This window comes from Aphanothece microscopica RSMan92 (assembly GCF_046613545.2).
In the GTDB taxonomy this organism is placed as follows: Bacteria; Cyanobacteriota; Cyanobacteriia; order PCC-6307; family Cyanobiaceae; genus NIES-981.
Genome location: NZ_JBKKKY020000031.1, coordinates 12,564 through 32,153, shown reverse-complemented (window position 1 = coordinate 32,153; position 19,590 = coordinate 12,564). Strand labels below are relative to the sequence as shown.

Sequence of the window (19,590 nt, the reverse complement as noted above, 5' to 3'; positions counted from 1 at the left end):
CAAGAGGGCTGGAGGGTCTCGGCGCAGGCTCATCCTGGGCGCCAGCCTGCAGCGCCGGGCCTGAAGCGCGGTGGTGTTCCAGCTGCGTACCTGCAGTAGACACAGATACGCGAAGGGGGCATATGACGGCTATGACTGGACTCTGACGACGTGACCAGCCCTCCTGGACAGAGGCTCACGGACCTGTTGGCCAGAGCCGTCGAGGCGAGTTCAGCGTGTCAGCCGCGAATCCACCGAGGCCAAGACCGCATACCCAGCGCAGACAGAATCGACGAAAAAGAGCAGTCCCGGAGATCGCAGATGAGACCGTATGCAGGGAGCAGGGCAGGACCGCTCTGCGATTCATGAGACGTTCTGCGATCCTTGCCATTGGACACGCGCCTCGGCGCAGATCCGGGTGGATCTGAGGTCTGTCCCGCAAGGGACAGATGAGACGCACCACTGGTCTCGAGCCGAGACTTGACCAAGAGGACTGGTCAGCCGGTGCGGTACAACTCCTTCAGCAGTTGGTAGGCCTCATTGAGCCGCCGCATCGCCTCCTCGGAGCCGCCGGCGTCCGGATGCTGGGCGAGGGCCATCTGGCGGTAGGCCTCACGGATCTGGGGCAGGGTGAACCGCTGGCCCGGATCCGTGGGCAGTTGCAGGAGGCGAAGCGCGCCGTGCACCGTCATCGTGTGCTCCAGGGTCTGGAACGACGTCCCCCGCCTGCGCCGCCGGAAGCGATGCACGAAGCGTCGGATCAGGGTGGGGATGCGCAGCTCCAGTGTCGCGGTGCTGAAGGGGTCCTCCAGCACCCCCGCCATCACCATCACCCGCTCGAAGCTGGCCGGCCCGGGAAGCCAGCTCGGCGCCAGGGTCTGCAGCACATCGCTGGCCAGCGACCAGGTGAACGGCCGCCCTTCGCTCTGATCGCTCTGGGGCCAGAGTTCCTGGGCCATCCAGAGCATGGCCGCTTCCAGAACGGCCTCATTGGCTTCCTGGCCGTACAGCTCGAGCCAGTGTTCCCGGGCACGCTGCAGGGCACTGTCGATTCGCGTCGCCGAGACCTGGGGGAGCGGCTCCACCCGGCCCGGATCGCTGGTGGGTTCATGGTGAAGACTGCGGCGCAGCTGGTCCGTGCGTCGCTGCACGAAGCCAGGCAGATCGATGCCGCGGCTGGTTCGGCGCGCCGCGCGCTCGCCCTGCCCGGGGGGCGGATCGGGATGGTCATCAGGGTGATCGCGCTCCTGGTCCGCCAGCAGCTGCCCCCCCGAGCTGCGTCCCACCAGCACCAGGGCGCTGCTTTCATCAAACCGGCTGGGCGGTACCTCAGCCGGAGTGGTGAGCACGAGCTGGTGGGTCTGGCCGGCACTGCCAGCGCCTTCATCGGCCAGACCATCAGGGGAGTCCTCACCGTTCTCCTCGCCGTCGAGAAGGTTGTGGAGGAGGCGCTCCACGATGGCGCCGCGGCTGCGGCAGCCCAGTTCACCCTTGAGGGCATCCAGCCGCTCAATCAGCTCTGCAGAGAGCTGAAGGCTGATCTTGCGCCGGTCCTGCTGGTCGTCGTCAGCCACCGTCGTGCGGATTGCTCCCGCTCATCGCTGCATCAGATCCCGCATCATCTTGCGCTGGGCATCGAGCGCTTCCTGGTACCGATCGAGCAGGCTCTGGCTGACGGCCGGCGACGGGGTCCGGGAATTGGGGGAGGTTGCGCTGGGTGTCGCCCTCAGCACCGTGGTGGGGCGGGGAGAAGGCTCGCGCACGACAGGCGCCGCGGGTCTGGGCAGAACAGGCGGCTGGGGGCTCCTGGGCTGGGGGGCTCTGGGCTGGGGAGCTCTGGGCTGGGGAGCAGTGGCGGGTCGGGCGACGGGTGGGGTGGCTGGGGCCGCTGCCCTGGCGGCGGCCTGCAGGGCCTGGCTCTGCTGCACCCGGGCCAACTGGCTGGCAGGCACCACGCTGAGCAGGTGGCCGGGGGTGGCGTCAGCGGGATAGACCAGACTCACCCGGACGGGATTGGGCACCCCGGGGTTCAGGTTGAGCTGCGCCAGCGAGAGGCTCTCACCGGAGCGCAGACCGACATGGATCTCCTGCAGACCCTCGGGGGTGCGGACCTGCATGGAGCCCCGGAATGCCGTGAACGGGGGAGAGTTGCCTCCGGGGACCGGGTGGCTCAACACCAGCTCATAGGGACCGGAACCCTGAAGGTTCAGGTCGATGTCAAACCGCACCCCATAGGTACCGACGTTGTCGAGGGAGGAATCGATCATCCGGGTGGCCAGCTGGTTGACCTGGATATCTCGGGTACCGAAGTGGTGACGCTGGGTGCTGGTGAGGGGAACGTGCAGGGGGCCATCCCGGCGGAGATCGTGCTTGAGCTGGGCTTCGTAGGAGTCCCCGAGGGCCACGCCGCCGACGCGGGAGAAGATGCGACGGTTCTGAATCTCGGCGATGCGGTTGAGGTACACCCGGCCGGGGGCCAGGCGCCGCTGGTCGAGAACCGCCACCAGATCGGCATCGCTGCGGGGTTCGCTGGCGGCCACGACGGCCATCTGGAAGGGACCGGTGCTGCGCCCCCGCAGCAGGGCATTGGCAATCCCGAGGGCGGGCAGTTGGGTATGGAACAGAACGATCCTGCTCCGCGGCGGAATCGTCACCTGGTCGCTCAGGCGCTGATCCAGCTTGCCGCGCAGCATCTGCACCGCCGTGGCATCACCGGGACCGGTGTTCCAGGGACGGACACCCAGCGGCTTGACACCCATCAGGTTGTTGGCGAGGTAGGGCGCCTCGAAGCTGTTGCGCACGGCACCCCGCTCGAAACTGATCTGCACGGCTCGCTGGCCGGGGTTGATCAGGATCAGGCCGAGGGTGAGTTCGGTGCGCCGTTCCCCGGGCCGGATCTGGCTTCGGTACGTGGGGAAGTACTTGTGGTGCATGTGGATGCCGAACTCCCCGTTGAAGGTGTATTCGGCATTGCGCAAGGCCATCCCGTTCTCCGCCGCATAGGAGACACCGGGGGCCGTGCTGATCAGGATCCCCGGGCCCTCCACTTCCTCGGGCTGGTTGGAATGCAGCACCGGGACGGTGTTGAAGATGCCATTGAGGGGCCTGGCCCTCTGGCCGGCCATCAGGGCGACATCGGCGTGGGCTGAGGGGCACGGGGCGACGATCGCCGCAGCCACTCCCAGCACCATCAGGGGGCGCCAGGACGCTCCAAGCATGGAACCGGCAGGGCCTGCGGATTTCAAATGTTGTCGGGGGTAAGGGACAAGGGGCAGGTCATCCCCGATCCCTTCCTGGAACGTTCCCTGGACTCGGGAGCGGCGTCCTGGTTGAAGGGCTGGACGAACCTGGCGATCGGGAGCTCCGCGGAACTGGATGGCCCCGACCGAAGGCTGGGGGAAAAGGTTACCCGGGACCTCCGCTGACTGACGAACGCTGAGCACGCCGCGGACGGCCGGTCGGCCATGGCACAGGGTGGGCTGGAGGGCTGAAGGAGACAGGCGACCCAGCCGGTGGAGGGGACCCGGCCTCCCGGCAGCGGGCTTGTGCCCGCTAGAACCTTGGGGTTGATTCCATCGTCCCATGTTCCCCCCCTTCGCCTGCTGCAGCGACGGCGACCACGGTCGCGACTCCATGCGGCGTCACCAGGAACGCAAGCTGCGGATGCTGCGCTTCTGGAGGGACGGGGTGGAGCGTCAGCTGGCCGCCGTCACGGCCGCGATCAGCACCCTGGAACAGCAGATGCAGCGGGACGAGTCGGCGGCCTCGAACTGACCAGGAGTTCGCGCAGCCTGCCCAGGCCCTTGTGCAGACGTCGCTGCACCGTCATCGGGCTGACCTGCAGGGCCTCGGCCGTACGGCGATAGCTCCAGCCCCCGAGCACAACCCGCTCCACCACGCTCCTGAGGGGCTCCTCAAGAAGCTGGAGGATGCTGGTGGAGCTGCCGTCCCCGAGCGCGTCGCCGTCCCCCGGGTTCTCCAGCTGCCAGGTCATGGCTCCGGATCCCAGCGCGTCGTCGGCAGGCCCATCCTGATCCGACTGCGGCGGCTCGAGGTCTGCGTGGTTCCGGGGGGCATCCAGCGACTGGACCCGCAGCATCAGCTCGGCGGCGATCAGGCGGCACCAGTGGACCTGATCGACACCGAGGGCCTGCCGTAGCTCAGCCTCGCTTGCCGTCCGATGGTGGAGGGTCAGCCAGTCCCGGCGCAGCCGGGCCAGTTGCAGGCGCTGTTCGTCGATCCGCCGGGGCAGTCGGATCGGCTGGGCCACGTCCCGGAGGTAGTGGAGAACCGCACCCCGGATGTGGGGCCTGGCAAAGGCCTCGAAGGGGGTGGCTGACGCGTCGCGGTAGAGCTCGGCAGCCCGCAACAGCCCCAGCAGGCCCACCTGCACGAGGTCGTCCAGGGGCTCGTTGCACCGCTGGCGGTAATGCAGAGCGATCGGCCGCACCAGGTCGCGGTAACGGCTCACCCGCAGGTTGCGGGCCTCGATGGCTGCCGAAGGGGATGGAGAGGTGGTCATAGGAGGAGATGGAAGGGAGCGACGGCGTGGGTGCCGTCCCCCTTCCAGCCACGCCCCTGCTGGCCCGGGTTGACAACCGTGGCGCCACTGAACCCTGCCGTCCCGATCCCGGGCTCAGGGTCCGCCGGCCGCGAGCGGTGTGGCCACCCGGCGCAACAACTCCAGCGGGCCATGGTCCTGCAGCCAGGCGAGGTCGGAGTGCTCGGTGGCCAGCAGATAGCCGCCAAATCCCAGCGCGTTGACGCTGTAGCCGGCGCAGTGCTCCTGCCGGCGGCGCAGCATCAGGAACCAGTCGTCATCGAAGAGCAGGTTGTAGGGATGGCGCGGCTGGGGATGCAACCCAGGGCGACCGAGCCCGAGGGCCTCGGCATGGTCCCGGTACAGCCGGTCCAGCTCATCGGGGTCATCCGGAGCGCTCCGGCGGCTGAGCTGGAAGCTCCAGGGCCAGGGGAGCGGATCACCCCGCAGATGCCGTTGAAAGGCTTCGGCCAGGGGGCAGCTGGGCTGACCGGCGTGGCGGGGGAGCAGCTGCAGATGACGATGGGGCTGGCTGGCGCCGGCCTCGGCGCAGCTGTTGAAGAACCAGAACCCGCCCGTGTCGGTGGACACCTGGACCACGGCCTGCCAGTCGACGGGATCCAGCCAGCCGGCCTGGGATTGCCACTGCTGGCTGATCACCAGCAGGTGACCGGGTTGCACCGGAAACTTGTTGAGCAGCACGACGTGGGTGGTGCCGAGCCGCTCGAGTTCGAGCTCCGCGTCCCAGGGAAGGAACGGATTGGGCCTCGGGCCGCCCGGCCGGAGGTGCTTGGGGGTGCGGCTGAGCAGCCGGCGCAGCACGAAGGGCTCCAGCCCAGCCAGGGCGACCAGCTCGGTCTGCAGCGGCACGAGGGCACCGGCCGCCTCGGCATGCTGTGCCCGTTGAAGAGCGCCGCGCCAGAGCCTTTCAGCCCGCACCGGCCTTGAGGCGGGCCAGGGAAGCGCCCTGGTAGTAATGACCCAGGATCTGGTTGTAGCGGAACCCCTGCTGGGCAAGATCCTGGGCACCGTGCTGGCTCATGCTGGCGCCGAGGTGGCCGTGGGCTTCCAGGCTGATCTGGCGGTTGGCGGCGTAGAGACTCTCGACGATGGCCCCCTGGTAACTGAGGATCAGCCCGGCCGTGGCGGCCGTGGCCTGCCGGGTCCGGTCGGTGACACTCCCCTGGCCGCGGTAGGCCTGCCAGCGGGTCGTATCGCCCAGATGCCAGTGGCGGTTGGCCGGCCTGGCCATGTGGGCGAGGGCATAGGAGCGGGCCGCCACCGCCTGGGCGCGCAGGGCCTCCATGGACCAGCTGCTGGGCATCTCGGCGCCCACCACCGAGCTGATGTACTCCTCCAGCGCCAGGTGGTTCACCAACCTCAGCCCGGAGCTCTCCTGGATCAGCCGGAGGCGACCGCCATAGGGCTGACCGTTGACGAGCAGGGCCGGCCCGGTGGTCTGCAGCCAGGTCTCGGGGCCGGCCTGCCAGAGGGCACCCAGATCGACGCTCTGACCGGCCGCCCCCTGCTGCAGCAACTGGCCATCGCGGCTCAGCAGCTGCCAGGGCCCTTGAGCGGAGAGGCTGGGGCTGCCGCCGGCCCTGAGCAGTGCGACCCGGATCTCGAGATCCACAGGGTCCCCCGCCTCCGGCTCGGCCAGTCCCAGCTGGGGCGGGCGTGGAGCAGCGCCGGGAGCGGCGCGGCGGGCCTCGAGGTTGCGCAGCTGCTCAGCCGCGGCGGTCGTGTCCGGCGGCGGGGGTGGAACCGCCATCAGGGTGTCCAGCAGCTCCCCCTCCACCGCGGCATAGGGGCGCGGGGCGTGCCCCTGGGCGACGAAGCCCACGGTCACCGCCACCACCGCCATGGGGGTGGCGATCAGGAACTGGCGGGCAACCGGGGAACTGAGCCTCAGGCCAAGAGGCCATCCCAGCCGCAGCCGGCCCGGATGGCACCAGGAGGGGAGGGCTGGCCGGGGGATTCGCCCCCGCAAGCCCTGGAATCGAGATGCAAGGTTCCGTCCCACAGGAGATGGCCCGATCCGCACAGGCGGATCATGCCTGAAGATGCGTGTTCGCACAGCATCCCTCCTGGACGGTGGGAACACTGCCAGCCCGCGACGCGCTCCAGCGCCAGCCGCTCGAGCCACCACGGGGCCACCAGGGCATGGGCCGACCCGGTGACCGGATCTTCATCGATCCCCAGCCCGGGGGCCAGGAACCGCAGCTGATAGCGGCACGGCATGTCCAGCACCCTGGGGCCAGTGCAGGGGTCCAGGGGCTGCATCAGCACCAGGCCTCCCTGATCGGCTTCGGGGAGGTCGCGGGATGGCAGCACGGCCGTGGCCAACGCAGCGTCGGCGGGCAGCAGGCCCACCGTGTACCCCAGCGGTGACGTCCAGTAGCCCTCCAGGGCCGACTGGAGCCGCTCCTGCACGAACACCTCAAGGGCAGGAGATGGCCCGGCGGGGATCAGCCCGGAGCTGGGCAGCACGATCTGGGCGACGCCGTCGACTGCCGCGTCCAGCTGGGCCCACAGGGGACCGCTGCGGCTGTGAAGCGTCAGCGGTTGCCCGGCCGCGAGCCGGCCCCAGTGGCCCAGGGCCAGCACGGCCGCCAGGGTTCCGTGCCCGCACAGGGGCACCTCGCAGGTGGGCGTGAACCAGCGCAGCAGCCACTGCCCCCCGTGCGGGAGCAGGAACGCCGTCTCGGACTGGTTGAGGCTGCGGGCCAGCGCCTGCATCTCCCCGTCCTCCAGGGGACGATCCAGCAGCACCACGGCGGCCCCGTTGCCTTCACAGGGCCTGGAGGCGAAGGCCTCCACCAGCACGGCAGGGTGGAGGCCTGGGTCGGCGGCCCGGCTCATGGCTGCCGCTCCGACCTGAGATCCCGTTCCATCAGCGCCTGGACGGCCTCCCGGGGAAGCGCGCTGCCCTGGAGCACCCGCACCACCTGCGCACAGATCGGCAGGGACCAGCCATGCCGCTGCGCCAGACCCACCGCCGCACGGGCGGTGCGCGGCCCTTCCACCGTCGCGCCGATGCGCCGTTCCGCCTCGGCGGGCTCCAGGCCCTCGGCCAGGAACAGCCCGAAGCGGTAGTTGCGGCTGAGCTCACTGGTCGCCGTGGCCAGCAGGTCCCCCAGCCCGGCCAGGCCGTACAGCGTGCTGCAACGCCCCCCCAGGCCCTCCAGCACCACGCCGATCTCCGCCAGGCCGCGGCAGAGGAGGGAGGCCCGGGCATTGGCACCCAGGCTGAGGCCATCGGAAATCCCAGCCGCCACCGCCATGACGTTCTTGAGGGCACCGGCGACCTCCGTGCCCACCGGATCGTCATTGGTGTACAGCCGCAGGCTGGGGCCGCTCAGCCGGAGCTGAAGATCGGCCGCCAGGTCCGCCCGGTCGCTGGAGAGCACACTCGCGGCCGGCAAGCCGCGCCGAAGCTCCGTGGCGAGGTTGGGACCACTGAGCACCAGCAGGGGGACCTGGGGGGGGAGGTGGCGGCGCCAGAGCTGGGTCGGGGTGGCCAGCCGGTCGAGGTCGATGCCCTTGCTGCAGCTCAGCAGCGGTATGGCGTCAGGCCAGTGGCCGGCCAGCTGCAGGCCGATCGGTTCGATTCCCGCCATCGAGACGGCCGCCACGACCAGCTCGGCCTCGGCCAGCAGGTCCGGGGGGAGGGGGCCATCCCGGCGGGACCAGGAGCGGATGCTGTGCCCCTGGCCGCTCCAGAGCGCCGCCAGGGTCTCCCCCCAGGCCCCACGGCCGAGCAGGGCGATGCGAAGGCCCAGGCGGAGGCCCATGGACAGCGCGTGTCGTCGGGGAGCTCCAGGTTGCCATCATGCGGATCCCCGGAGGCTGCGGCCGTGTCCAGTCCCCAGCCCCCCCTCGCCGACTGGGTCGGCCGGGCCCTCGTGGTGGGCTGCGGCGGGATCGGCAGGGCGCTGCTCGCCGAGCTGGAGCAGCGGGCCCCCGGCCTGCAGCTGGTGGGGGCCTCCCGTCATGACTTCCGCCGTGACGTTCGCCGCGACTCCCGCGAGGACGTTCGCAGCGGCGAGAAGGCCTCCTGGGAACGGGTGAGCCACTGGCCGCTCGACCTCACCGACGACGGCAGCCTCGCCCGCCTGGGCGATGCCCTGCAGGATGGTCCGCCGCTGCGGCTGGTGCTGAACACGGCCGGGGTGCTGCACGACGGAACCCTGCGGCCCGAGAAGCGGCTGGCCCAGGTGTGCCGGGCCAACCTCGAGCGCAGCTTCGCCGTCAACGCCTTCGCCCCGGTGCTGCTGGCCCAGGCCGTCGAACCGGCGCTGCCCCGCCAGGCCCCCTTCCATTTCGCCAGCCTCTCGGCGCGGGTCGGCAGCCTCGGCGACAATCGGCTCGGCGGTTGGTACAGCTACCGCTCCGCCAAAGCCGCCCAGAACCAGCTATTGCGCACCCTGGCCCTGGAGTGGAGCCGGCGCCTGCCGCTCGGCTGCGTCAGCCTGCTCCATCCGGGTACGACGGCCACGCCGCTGTCAGCACCGTTCCAGGCCTCCGTCCCGCCGGAGCGGCTGTTCAGTCCCCAGCGCGCGGCCCGGCACCTGCTGGCGGTGCTGAACGGTCTCGGACCAGAGCAGAGCGGTGGCTTCTGGGCCTGGGACGGCCAGCCGATTCCGTGGTGAGACGATGGCGTATCACTGAGCCTTTGGCCTCTCAGGCGGCGTGCTGGCGGAGGATCTCGAGGGGGATCAGCGCGAGCGTGCTCTCCTCCGTCGCCTCCAGACGCACCGGCGGCGCCATGCCGTCCTCGTAGGCCTCGAGCCATCGCGGCGCACACACGCACCAGTGGTCGCCGGGCCTCAGACCGGCAAAGCCGTACTGGGGAGCTGGCGTGCTGAGATCGTTGCCCTGGGCGCGGCTGTAGCTGAGGAAGGCGTCGTTGACCACACAGCACACGGTGTGGAGGCCCAGATCAGCACCGTTGGTGCGGCAGGAACCATCCCGGAACCAGCCGGTCATCGGCTCACAGCCGCAGATCGTCAGCGGTTCGCCCAGCACATTGCGGGCGGTCGGAGCAGAGGTGTCGGAGGCGCTGGGCTCGCTCACGGCGGCGCGGAACGCGAAGGCCCATCAGTCTGGCGAATGTGACGGACTGCCCGCCAGACGAAGAAAGTTGGCCCGGGAGGTTGACGGCTTCCGGGGGGTAGGCGTTAAAGGTCGTTGACCGCGTTCCCTCTGTCGTTCGACGCGCCCCCCTTCATGAGCTGGGAATTCAACGAAGACGCGGCCTTCCTGGCCCTCTGCGATGCCTACAAGGAAAGCGGGGAGCCCTCCGCCATGGAGTTCCTCGCCCACGGTGAAGGCGCATTCCACTTCCAGGAACTGACCCAGAACGCCGCCGGCGAGGGTCTGGACCTCAGCGACTCCTCCGACCTCGAGGAGTTTCAGCAGGAGGTCATCGAGGCCCTTGAGGAGATGTGCAGCTGAGCCGCTGACTGCAATCCAGCTGAGCCGCTCGCGCTCTGCCCTCGGCGTCGCTCCATCCCCGGGGGCTCGGCGTGACCGCCGCGGGGGCAGCCCAGCCGGGTCAGCCGTAGAAGAAGGCGATCTCCCTGTCCTTCAGACCGTCCCATCCGGCGGCCTTCAGGCGGGCATCGAGTTGCTCCTGATCCAGATGCTTCGAGCCCGTCTTGACCACCCGGTTGCGCATTGATTTGGTGACGCCGGAACGGGCCCGCTGGCTCTCCAGCGCCATCACCTCGTTGTAGAGGGCCAGCATCTCTGCAGGAATCGGCGAGCCATCGAGATCCACCCCGGCCTTGATCGCAGCGTCGACACCGTCAGGACCGGCGATGGCCATGGGAACAAGGGCGGGAGGGTCACCACGCTAGGCCGAAGGGGGTGGCCTCAGGCACTGAAATAGCGGGCCTTGCTGTGGAGCGCCACCAGGGCCGTGGTGCTCTGCTCCGGCTCGAGCTGGTCGCTGTCATCCATCGTCAGACCGATGCGCTCAGCCCCCAGCCAGGCGAGCTGCTGGCGCGAGTCGGCCACGTTCGGGCAGGCGGGGTAACCGAAGGAATAGCGGCTGCCGCGGTAGCGCTGGGCCAGCACATCCCGCAGGGTGGCGGGCTCCTGAGCACCGAAGCCCAGCTCCCGGCGGATGCGGGCATGCACCCATTCCGCCAGGGCTTCGGCCATCTGCACGGCCAGGCCGTGGAAGTAGAGGTAGTCGGTGTACTGATCCTGCCGGAACAGCTGCTGGGCGAAACGGGTGGCCTCCTCTCCCATGGTCACCGCCTGCATCGGCAGCACGTCGCTGGGGGCTGGATCGGCGCCGGGTGTCAGCTGCAGATCGCGGTAGAAGTCGGCGATGCAGTAGCGGTTGCCGGCCCGCTGGCGGGGCAGCTCGAAACGACCCACCGGGGAGGCGCGCCTGGCGGGGTCGAAGACCACCACGGCGTTGCCGTCCCGGCCGCAGGGGAAATAGCCATAGACCACCCGCGGGGTCAGCAGCCCCTCGGCCAGGCAGCGGCGCTGCCACTGCTGCAGCACAGGCTCGGCCTTCTCGGCGAGCATCGCCTCGTAGGCCTCCCGGCTCTGCTGCTGGGTCTTGCGCAGCTGCCACTGGCCGGCGAAGAGGGCCGAGCGATCGAGGTAGGCGAACACCTCTTCGAGGTCGATGTCAGCCTCGGTGAGCACCCGGCTGCCCCAGAAGGGTGGCTCCAGGGCGGGCTCCTCCGGCACCGCCGCGGAGCGGTGGTCATTCGGTGTGGACGCCACCGGGGCCCCTGGCGCGGACTCCTCCTGGCTGTCCGGATCGGCAGGGTCAGCGGCGCTGGCGGTGTCGGTCGCGGTCTCGGTGGCGGTGTCGGTGGCGGTGTCGGTGGCGGTGTCGGTGGCGGCCCGGGGATCCCCGAGCCCCAGCCCTTCGGGTGCCCCGTCGAGGAAGCCCTGCCGGTCATCCCAGCGACCCGCAGCCTTGGCGTCCATCAGGGCATCCATGAAGCGCAGGTCGGCGAAGGCATCGCGGCCGTAGACCACCTGGCCCCGGTAGGCGGCACGACAGTCGCCGTGGACGAATCGGGGCGTGAGAGCGGCTCCCCCGAGAATCACCGGTGCGGCGATCCCGACCTCGTTGAAGGCCTCCAGGTTGTCCTTCATGAAGGCCGTGGATTTCACCAGCAGACCACTCATGGCGATGCAGTCGGCCTGGTGATGCTGCTGGGCCTCGATGATCGCCTCACAGCTCTGTTTGATGCCCAGATTGATCACCTCGTAGCCATTGTTGGTGAGGATGATGTCGACCAGGTTCTTGCCGATGTCATGCACATCGCCCTTCACGGTGGCGATCAGAAACTTGCCCTTGCTGCTGCTTTCCCCTTCCACACGCTCCATGTGGGGCTCGAGCTGGGCCACCGCCGCCTTCATCGTTTCGGCGCTCTGCAGCACGAAGGGCAGCTGCATCTGACCGGAGCCGAACAGCTCCCCGACCACCTTCATACCCTCCAGGAGGAAGGTGTTGATGATGTGGAGCGCCGGATGGCTCTGCAGGGCCTCCTCCAGGGCGGCCTCCAGGCCGATGCGCTCGCCGTCGATGATGTGCTGGCGCAGGCGTTCCTCCACCGGCAGATCGGCGAGTGAAGGACCCGCGGCTCTGGCCTCCTTGGCACTGACGCCTTCGAACAGGGTGGTCAGGACGGTGAGCGGGTCGTAGGTGCAGATGGCACCGGCGGCTTCGCTCTCGAAGCGCCGGCGGTCGTAGATCAGATCCCGGCAGATCTGCTGGTGTTCCTCACTGATCTTGACCAGCGGCAGGATCTTGGCCGGACTGACGATCGCCGCATCCATGCCGGCCTCGCAGCAGTCATGCAGGAAGACGGAGTTGAGCACGATCCGGGCGGCGGGGGAGAGACCGAAGCTCACATTGCTGACCCCCAGCACCACGTGAACCCCGGGCAGCTTGTCGCGGATCTGGCGGATCGCCTCCACCGTGGCCGCCCCGTTCAGACGGTCCTCTTCGATTCCCGTGGAGATCGGCAGGGCCAGGGGGTCGTAGAAGATTTCGTGGGCGGGGATGCCGAACTCCAGGGCATCGCGGTAAGCACGCTGCGCGATGGCGAACTTGCGTTCGGCCGTGCGGGCCATCCCCTCCTCATCGATGGTGCCCACCACGACGCCGGCGCCGTAGGCCTTGGCCAGCTCGAGCACCTTGAAGAAGCGTTCATCCCCGTCTTCGTAGTTGGTGGAGTTGAGGATGCACTTGCCGCCGGCCACCTTGAGACCGGCCTCCATCTTCTGCCACTCGGTGGAGTCGAGCATCAGCGGCAGATTCACATTGGTGACCAGCCGGCTCACCAGCTCGCGCATGTCGCGCTCTCCGTCTCGGCCCACATAGTCGACGTTGACATCGAGGACGTGGGCGTTCTCCTTCACCTGGCCGCGGGCGATCGCCACCAGGCCATCCCAGTCGTCCTCGGCGAGAAGTTCGCGCACCTTCCTGGAGCCGCTGGCGTTGAGCCGCTCCCCGATGATCAGGAATGAGTTGTCCTGCAGGTAGGGGGTGGTGGCGTAGATCGAGGCGGCCGCCGGCTCGTAGTGCAACAGGGGCCGCGGCGCTCCATCCTCGCGGGCATCAGAGCGGCGCACCGGCCGGGGGGCGGGGCTCATCTCGGCCGCCAGTTCGGCGAGGGCGCCGATGTGGGCCGGGGTCGTGCCGCAGCAGCCACCGATCACCTGCACGCCGAGGTCCTCGACGAAGTGCAGCAGCTGCATCTTCATCTCCAGCGGTGTCAGCCGGTAATGGGCCACGCCGCCGATGTTCTCCGGCAGGCCGGCATTGGGGATGCAGCTCACCACAAACGGGCTGTGCTCGCTGAGGTAGCGGATGTGCTCCTTCATCTGCTCCGGCCCGGTGGCGCAGTTGAGGCCGAGCACATCGATCGGGAACGGCTCCAGGATCGCCACCACGGCAGCGATGTCCGAGCCCACCAGCATGGTGCCGGTGGTTTCCATGGTCACGCTGACCATCAGCGGCCGGTGCTGGCCCGTCGTCGCAAAGGCGGCCTCGATGCCCTGCAGCGCCGCCTTGATCTGCAGCACGTCCTGGCAGGTCTCCACGATGAACAGATCCACATCGCCGGCCAGCAGGCCTTCGGCCTGCTCCTGGAAGGAGGCCTTCATCGTGTCGAAGTCGACGTGCCCGAGGGTGGGCAGCTTGGTGGTGGGGCCCATGGATCCGGCCACGAACCGCGGCTTCTCCGGAGTGCTGTAGGCATCGGCCATCTGGCGGGCCAGCTCCGCCGCCCGCCGGTTGATCGCGAAGGCCTGGTCGGCGATGTCGTATTCGGCCAGCACCAGGGAGGTGGCTCCGAAGGTATCCGTCTCGATCACATCGGCACCCACCTCCAGAAACTGCCGGTGGACAGCCTGCACCGCGTCGGGACGGCTGAACACGAGAACTTCGTTGCAGCCCTCCAGGGCAGCCCCACCGAAATCCTCGGCGGTGAGGTCCATCTGCTGCAGGGAGGTGCCCGTGGCCCCGTCGAAGACCAGCACCGGCCGATCGGGGCCGTGCAGGCGCTCGAGAAAGCCGGGTCTGCGGCCCGGCTCCGCCTGACCGCTGGGGGATGGGGTGGCCGGTGGGTTGGCGAGGGTCATCGGGCGGGGCCTCAGCTGTCGATGCGGATCCGCGTCACCCAGTGGTCATAGGCGGGATCACGGCCTTCCGTGATCAGGGTCAGCCGCTCGCGGAGGCTCTCCATCACGGGACGTTCCAGGGGGAGGTCGGTGGTTTCCACCCGACGGACCGGGGTGACCTTGGCTGCGGTGCCGCTGAGGAAGACCTCGTCGGCCACGAACAGCTCGCTCTTGTCGACGGCCCGCTCGATCACCTCGAGGCCCATGGCCCGGGCGAGTTCGATGACGCTGGCCCGGGTGATGCCCTCAAGGATGTCCTGGTCGACGCCGGGGGTGATCAGCTGGCCGTCGCGCACGATGAAGAGGTTCATGCCGCTGGCCTCACTCACCTTGCCGCGACTGTTCATCAGGATCGCTTCATCGAAACCGCTCTTGACCGCTTCGGTCTTGGCCAGCGAGCTGGTGATGTAGGCACCGCTGATCTTGCCGCGCAGGGGCAGGGAGCGGTCCTCCTGACGGGTCCATGAACTGATCCGGCAGCTCACCCCCTCAGGCGAGAGGTAATCGCCGAGCTCGAGTCCATAGATCAGGAAGTTCGTCTCGATGTTGTGCAGACGCGGGGCAATGCCCAGATCGCTGGTGTAGACGAACGGACGCAGATACACCGGGCAGGCCGGCTGGTTCGCGACCAGAAACGCACGGATGGCGTGGTGGATCGTCTCCTCGCTCAGATCGGTCAGCAGCAGCCGCGCGCTCTGGCTGAGCCGACGGGCATGGCGGTCGGCCCGGAACAGCAGGATCTCGCCCGGGTCCGATGGGTTCGGGAGCGCCCGCATCCCGCCGAAGGCCCCGGTGCCGTAGTGGAGCGCATGGGTCGCCACCGACAGGGTGGCGTCCTCGAACCGCACGCACTCGCCATGGAACCAGGCGTAGGGCAGGAACTGGTGCATGGCGGAGGGAGGTACGGGCAGGAGCTGGATGGCCCCGATCTTCTCACCGCAGCCAGCAGGATGGGTCCATGCACAGACTGGCGGCGATTCCGGGGGGCGGCGACGAGCCCGATGGCGGCAGCTATGTGGAGCAGCCACCGGCGCCGGTGCTGCTGCTGACCAGTGCCGACACCGATCTGGTGAGCGTCGATCGGGCCCTGGCCAGGGAGCCCGACCTGCTGGGCGCGGAGTTGCGGGGCCTGAATCTGGCCGCCCTGGGCCATCCGGCCCTGATCGATCACTACCTGGCCAGCACCGTGCAGCAGGCACGGCTGGTGGTGGTGCGGCTGCTGGGGGGGCGGGGGCACTGGAGCTACGGGCTGGCCCGGCTCGAGGACTGGGCCCGCGAGCGGCCCGGCCGGCGGCAGCTGGTGGTGCTGGCCGGCACGGCCGGCGACGAGGAGCTCCTCGCCCGCAGCGGCACGGTGGCACCGGAGCTGGCCCGGGCCCTCGCCCAGGGACTGCGCGAGGGGGGGAGCCGGAACGTGCGGGCGGTGCTGCAGGCCCTCGGGGGGCTCCTGCGCGGCGAACAGCCCCCCCCGCCATGCGTGGAGCGCCAGGCGGACCCCCTGCCGCACGACTGGCGTGCGGAGCCCGGCCCCCGGGTGGGTGTCATCGCCTACCGGGCCCTGCTGCAGGCCGGTGACCTGGCGCTGATGGAGGCGACCCTGGACGCGCTGCGGCGCGGGGGACTGGTTCCCCGGGCCCTGTGGGTCAGCAGCCTGCGGGACCCGGCCGTGCAGCAGGGGGTAGGGGATCTGCTGGAACGGGAAGGGGTCGAGGCCGTGCTGTGCTGCACCTCCTTCGCCTCGGTGCAGTTCGAGGAAGCCGGCCTCGGTGCGCCGCTCTGGGACTGCCTCGGGGTACCTGTGCTGCAGCTGCTCTGCAGCAGCCAGCCCCAGCGGCTCTGGCAGGCCAGCAGCATCGGCCTGGCCCCCACCGACCTGACCCTGCAGGTGGCCCTGCCGGAACTGGACGGCCGCATCACCACCCGCATCGGGGCCTTCAAGGAGACCGAGGGGGCCAGTGACCGCCTGGTGTCGGCACTGCAGGGCTACAGGCCCGATCCGGAACGCCTCGACTGGATCGCCACCCTCACCAGCCAGTGGGTGCGGTTGCGGCAGACCCCGCCAGCGCAGCGTCGGATTGCGCTGGTGCTGGCGAACTATCCCAACCGGAACAGCCGAGTGGCCAATGGGGTCGGTCTCGACACACCGGCCTCCACGGCCCTGATGCTGCAGTGGCTGCGGGAGGCCGGCTACAGCCTCGGCGGCACGACGGACGCCGGGGGCTGCGACCTGCCGGCCGATGGCGATGCCCTGATCGAACGCCTGCTGCGCGGGCTGAGCAACGACCCCGAGAGCATTCACCGCCCTGCGCTGGCCCACCAGGACCTGGTCGGTTACCGGAGCTGGTACGACACCCTGCCCCTGGAGGGGCGTCAGCGGCTGGAGGCGGTGTGGGGCCCGCCCGAACGGGATGCCGGGCTGGCCAGGCCGTCCGATGGGCCGCCGGGCTTCCCGGTCCGCGGACTGGCCTTCGGCCATGTGGTGGTGCTGCTCCAGCCGGAACGGGGCTACGGCCGCGACCCGAGCCTCAGCTACCACTCCCCCGACCTGCCCCCCACCCACGCCTACCTGGCGCAGTACCTCTGGCTGCGGCAGACCTTCGCCGCCCATGCCGTCGTGCATGTCGGCAAACACGGCAACCTCGAATGGCTGCCTGGAAAGGGGCTTGGCCTCTCGCCGCAGTGCTTTCCGGAATGGGCCCTGGGCCCCATGCCCCATCTCTACCCGTTCATCGTCAACGATCCGGGCGAAGGGTCCCAGGCCAAGCGGCGCAGCCAGGCGGTGATCCTCGACCACCTCACCCCGCCCCTCGGCCGGGCTGGGCTGCATGGCGATCTGCAGCGGCTGGAAACGTTGCTCGATGAGTACTGGGAGGCCTGCCAGCTGGGCAGCGCCCGCAGCGCCCCCCTGCGGGCCACCCTGCTGGAGCTGCTCCAGCAGCTGGAGCTGCCCCTGACAGCCTTGGCTGCCGAGGCGGATCAGGACGCCAGGCTCGACGCGGCGGACGGCTACCTCTGTGAGCTCAAGGAGGCCCAGATCCGCCTGGGGCTCCACACCTACGGCCAGCTGCCCGGAAGCGAGCGGCTGGCCGAACTGCTCCTGTGTCTGGCGCGCGCACCCCAGGGCGGGGTGGCGGGTCTCACCCAGGCCCTGGCCCGGGACCTGGGCCTCGCGTTCGACCCCTGGACGGACCCGGAGGAGCAGCCCCTGGAGGCCGCCGATCTACAGCGGTTGCGGGCGGCCGGACTGAACGCCACGAGCCGGCTGCGCTGTGTCGGAGACGGGGTGGCGCTGTTGGAGGAGCGGGCCCTGGAGCTCTGCCGCCTGGTGCTCGCGGCGCCGCGCGAAGGGCCTGCCGAGGAGTGGGCAGCTGCCGACGAGGGCACGCCGGGCCCGGCCACCGCGGCAGTGGTGGCCAACCTGCAGCAGCAGTGGAAGCCCCGGCTGCTGGCCTGTGCCGATGCCGAACGGCGGGCCCTGCTGGAGGGGCTGGAGGGCCGGCGCATTGCCGCCGGCCCGGCGGGGGCGCCCACCCGGGGGCGCCCGGATCTGCTTCCGACCGGCCGCAACTTCTATTCCGTCGATCTGCGCGGCCTGCCCACCGAGGCCGCCTGGGACCTGGGCCGACGCAGCGCGGAGCTGCTGCTGGAGCTCCACCTCCAGGAGGAGGGGGAACATCTGCGCAACCTGGCCCTCTCCGTCTGGGGCACCAGCACGATGCGGAACGGCGGCGAGGACATCGCCCAGGCCCTGGCCCTGCTGGGGGTCCGTCCGGTCTGGGACGGACCCACCCGGCGCCTGGTGGACCTGGAGGTGATTCCACTGCGGCTGCTGGGGCGCCCCCGCGTCGATGTGACCCTGCGGATCTCGGGTCTGTTCCGCGACGCCTTTCCCCAGCTGGTGGGCTGGATGAACCGGGCCACGGCGATGGTGGCCGCCCTGAGCGAAGAGGGCAGCGCCAATCCCCTGGCCGAGGCCGCCCGGCAGGACGGTCACAGCGCGCGCGTCTACGGCTCAGCGCCGGGGGCCTACGGAGCCGGCCTGCAGGGGCTGATCCACAGCGGGGAGTGGGACAGCCGCGCGGATCTGGGCGAGGCCTTTCTGAGCTGGAGCTGCTGGCGTTACGGGCCGGCGGGCGACGGGGCCCCCGGGATGATCGATGCCGCAGCGGATCGGCAGGGCCTCGAGCAGCGACTGGGGGCGGTGCAGGTGGTGCTGCACAACCAGGACAACCGGGAGCACGACCTGCTGGATTCCGACGACTATTACCAGTTTCAGGGCGGGCTGAGTGCGGCCGCCGAATCTCTGCAGGGATCAGCCCCGGCCCTGTGGTTCGGCGACCATTCGCGCAGCAGCAGGCCGCGGCTGCACCGGCTGGAGAAGGAGTTGGACAAGGTGCTGCGCAGCCGGGTGCTCAATCCCCGCTGGATCCAGGCGATGCGGGAGCACGGCTACAAGGGGGGATTCGAGATGGCCGCCAGCCTCGACTACCTGTTCGCCTACGACGCCAGCACCGGACGGGTACCGGACTGGAGTTACGGCGCCCTCTGGGAGAGCTGGCTGGGCGATGGAGAGGTGCGCCGCTTCCTGGAGCGCGCCAACCCCTGGGCCCTGCGGGACATGGCCGAGCGACTGCTGGAAGCCCATCACCGGGGCCTCTGGGAGGGGGCCACCGAAGCGCAGCTCCGGGGACTGCGGCAGCTCGTGCTGGAGAGCGAAGCCCTCATCGAGCAGCGCCCCTGACCAGCCAGGGACGCTGAAGAGGGCCCTGAAGAGGGCGCCGAATGGAGCCCTGACGGCGGCCGGCCGGATGGGCGGTGCGGGGTGGGCGCCGGTTCAGCTGTTGAGCTCGCGCACCATCTGGCGGAAGGGATCGATCTCACCGGGCTTGGCCGGAGCCTGCTGGGCGATCTGGGGCTGGGACGCCGCTGCGCTGGAGGCCTGGTCGGCCTCCTTCTTGATGGCCGCGGGGCCACCGGGCACGTTCACGCCCACGGCTGATCCCTTGCGGCGCTGCTCCAGCTGGGCTGGCGACATCTGCTGGGCAAAGGTCTTCTTCACCGGCTTGGGCACCCCGCCGGTGAGGTTGATGTCGGCCTCGGCGCGGCCCGCGCCGGGCAGGCCTTCGGACATCTTCTCGACCTTGGCCTCCATCGAGGAGACCTCCGCGACCATCTCCTTGGTACCAGGGCTGGCGGCGGTGCCCGGGAACGTGTGGCGGATCGTGTTCGACCGCTTCATCAGGTTGACGTCACCCAGGCTGCTGGAGGCATCGGCATCGAGGAACACTGCCTCCGACTGCTTGCGGGGGTTGGGCTTGGCGGCAGGGGCGCTGTTCGCGCCGGAGCCGGAAGAGAACAGGCGATCAAACAGACCCATCGACAGGCAAGGGGAAAGCGTCAGCAAA

At 69.7% G+C, this 19,590-nt stretch carries 16 protein-coding genes; 4 read left to right on the top strand and 12 right to left on the bottom strand.

From position 1 onward, the window contains the following. Positions 1-476: 476 nt before the first annotated feature. Both ACLD7X_RS10030 and ACLD7X_RS10025 read right to left on the bottom strand, forming a co-directional pair. A complete protein-coding gene (locus ACLD7X_RS10030; protein WP_411423481.1) occupies positions 477-1,553 on the bottom strand; it encodes a ribbon-helix-helix protein, CopG family in 1,077 nt (358 codons plus the stop codon). Between the two features lie 21 nt (positions 1,554-1,574). Continuing rightward, the gene (locus ACLD7X_RS10025) at positions 1,575-3,197 is read right to left on the bottom strand and encodes a DUF3370 family protein (RefSeq protein ID WP_425625160.1); all 1,623 of its coding nucleotides are present in this window, start codon (positions 3,195-3,197) and stop codon (positions 1,575-1,577) included. A gap of 364 nt (positions 3,198-3,561) precedes the next feature. Here ACLD7X_RS10025 and ACLD7X_RS10020 point away from each other — a divergent pair, with 364 nt between their 5' ends. Next, positions 3,562-3,753, top strand: a complete 192-nt coding sequence (locus ACLD7X_RS10020; RefSeq protein ID WP_411423479.1) for a hypothetical protein — start codon at positions 3,562-3,564, stop codon at positions 3,751-3,753. Here ACLD7X_RS10020 and ACLD7X_RS10015 read toward each other — a convergent pair. The 5 genes from ACLD7X_RS10015 to ACLD7X_RS09995 all read right to left on the bottom strand — a co-directional run bounded on the left by ACLD7X_RS10015 (position 3,701) and on the right by ACLD7X_RS09995 (position 8,313). Beyond that, positions 3,701-4,501: a sigma-70 family RNA polymerase sigma factor gene (locus ACLD7X_RS10015; RefSeq protein WP_411423478.1), complete on the bottom strand. Its 801-nt coding sequence runs from the start codon at positions 4,499-4,501 to the stop codon at positions 3,701-3,703. The two genes, ACLD7X_RS10020 and ACLD7X_RS10015, sit on opposite strands and share 53 nt — an antisense overlap. Positions 4,502-4,615: 114 nt before the next feature. Then, on the bottom strand, positions 4,616-5,458 hold the full coding sequence (locus ACLD7X_RS10010; RefSeq protein WP_411423477.1) for an ATP adenylyltransferase family protein: 843 nt from the start codon (positions 5,456-5,458) through the stop codon (positions 4,616-4,618). Continuing rightward, the gene (locus tag ACLD7X_RS10005; RefSeq protein ID WP_412006666.1) at positions 5,448-6,383 is read right to left on the bottom strand and encodes a SpoIID/LytB domain-containing protein; all 936 of its coding nucleotides are present in this window, start codon (positions 6,381-6,383) and stop codon (positions 5,448-5,450) included. Before ACLD7X_RS10005 ends, ACLD7X_RS10010 begins: the two co-directional genes overlap by 11 nt. Before the next feature lie 44 nt (positions 6,384-6,427). Then, positions 6,428-7,381: a PhzF family phenazine biosynthesis protein gene (locus tag ACLD7X_RS10000; RefSeq protein WP_411423475.1), complete on the bottom strand. Its 954-nt coding sequence runs from the start codon at positions 7,379-7,381 to the stop codon at positions 6,428-6,430. Next, complete coding sequence (locus tag ACLD7X_RS09995) at positions 7,378-8,313, bottom strand: NAD(P)H-dependent glycerol-3-phosphate dehydrogenase (RefSeq protein ID WP_411423474.1); 936 nt, start codon at positions 8,311-8,313, stop codon at positions 7,378-7,380. The genes ACLD7X_RS10000 and ACLD7X_RS09995 overlap by 4 nt, the downstream gene beginning before the upstream one ends. Before the next feature lie 63 nt (positions 8,314-8,376). On the opposite strand from ACLD7X_RS09995, the gene ACLD7X_RS09990 reads away from it, so the two are divergent. Further along, positions 8,377-9,171 carry an SDR family NAD(P)-dependent oxidoreductase gene (locus ACLD7X_RS09990; RefSeq protein WP_411423473.1) on the top strand — a complete coding sequence of 265 codons (795 nt, stop codon included), beginning with the start codon at positions 8,377-8,379 and terminating at the stop codon, positions 9,169-9,171. Between the two features lie 31 nt (positions 9,172-9,202). Here ACLD7X_RS09990 and ACLD7X_RS09985 read toward each other — a convergent pair whose 3' ends face one another. Next, positions 9,203-9,595, bottom strand: coding sequence for a DUF2237 family protein (locus ACLD7X_RS09985; protein ID WP_411423472.1), 393 nt, complete (start codon positions 9,593-9,595; stop codon positions 9,203-9,205). A gap of 114 nt (positions 9,596-9,709) precedes the next feature. On the opposite strand from ACLD7X_RS09985, the gene ACLD7X_RS09980 reads away from it, so the two are divergent. Next, complete coding sequence (locus ACLD7X_RS09980) at positions 9,710-9,976, top strand: hypothetical protein (RefSeq protein ID WP_411423471.1); 267 nt, start codon at positions 9,710-9,712, stop codon at positions 9,974-9,976. Between the two features lie 100 nt (positions 9,977-10,076). On the opposite strand, the gene ACLD7X_RS09975 is transcribed toward ACLD7X_RS09980, so the two are convergent. Genes ACLD7X_RS09975 through ACLD7X_RS09965 form a run of 3 tightly spaced genes read right to left on the bottom strand, consistent with a single transcriptional unit; the run spans position 10,077 to position 15,075 of the window. After that, positions 10,077-10,349, bottom strand: a complete 273-nt coding sequence (locus ACLD7X_RS09975) for a small RNA NsiR4-regulated ssr1528 family protein (RefSeq protein ID WP_411423470.1) — start codon at positions 10,347-10,349, stop codon at positions 10,077-10,079. A 47-nt stretch (positions 10,350-10,396) separates the two neighbouring features. Continuing rightward, positions 10,397-14,146 carry a methionine synthase gene (gene metH / locus ACLD7X_RS09970; RefSeq protein ID WP_411423469.1) on the bottom strand — a complete coding sequence of 1,250 codons (3,750 nt, stop codon included), beginning with the start codon at positions 14,144-14,146 and terminating at the stop codon, positions 10,397-10,399. A gap of 11 nt (positions 14,147-14,157) precedes the next feature. Then, positions 14,158-15,075: a branched-chain amino acid transaminase gene (locus tag ACLD7X_RS09965; RefSeq protein WP_411423468.1), complete on the bottom strand. Its 918-nt coding sequence runs from the start codon at positions 15,073-15,075 to the stop codon at positions 14,158-14,160. Positions 15,076-15,143: 68 nt separating this feature from the next. On the opposite strand from ACLD7X_RS09965, the gene cobN reads away from it, so the two are divergent. Then, complete coding sequence (gene cobN, locus ACLD7X_RS09960) at positions 15,144-18,926, top strand: cobaltochelatase subunit CobN (protein WP_411423467.1); 3,783 nt, start codon at positions 15,144-15,146, stop codon at positions 18,924-18,926. Between the two features lie 93 nt (positions 18,927-19,019). Here the strand turns inward: cobN and ACLD7X_RS09955 are convergent, their stop codons facing one another. Continuing rightward, on the bottom strand, positions 19,020-19,562 hold the full coding sequence (locus ACLD7X_RS09955; protein WP_412006665.1) for a hypothetical protein: 543 nt from the start codon (positions 19,560-19,562) through the stop codon (positions 19,020-19,022). Positions 19,563-19,590 lie beyond the last annotated feature (28 nt).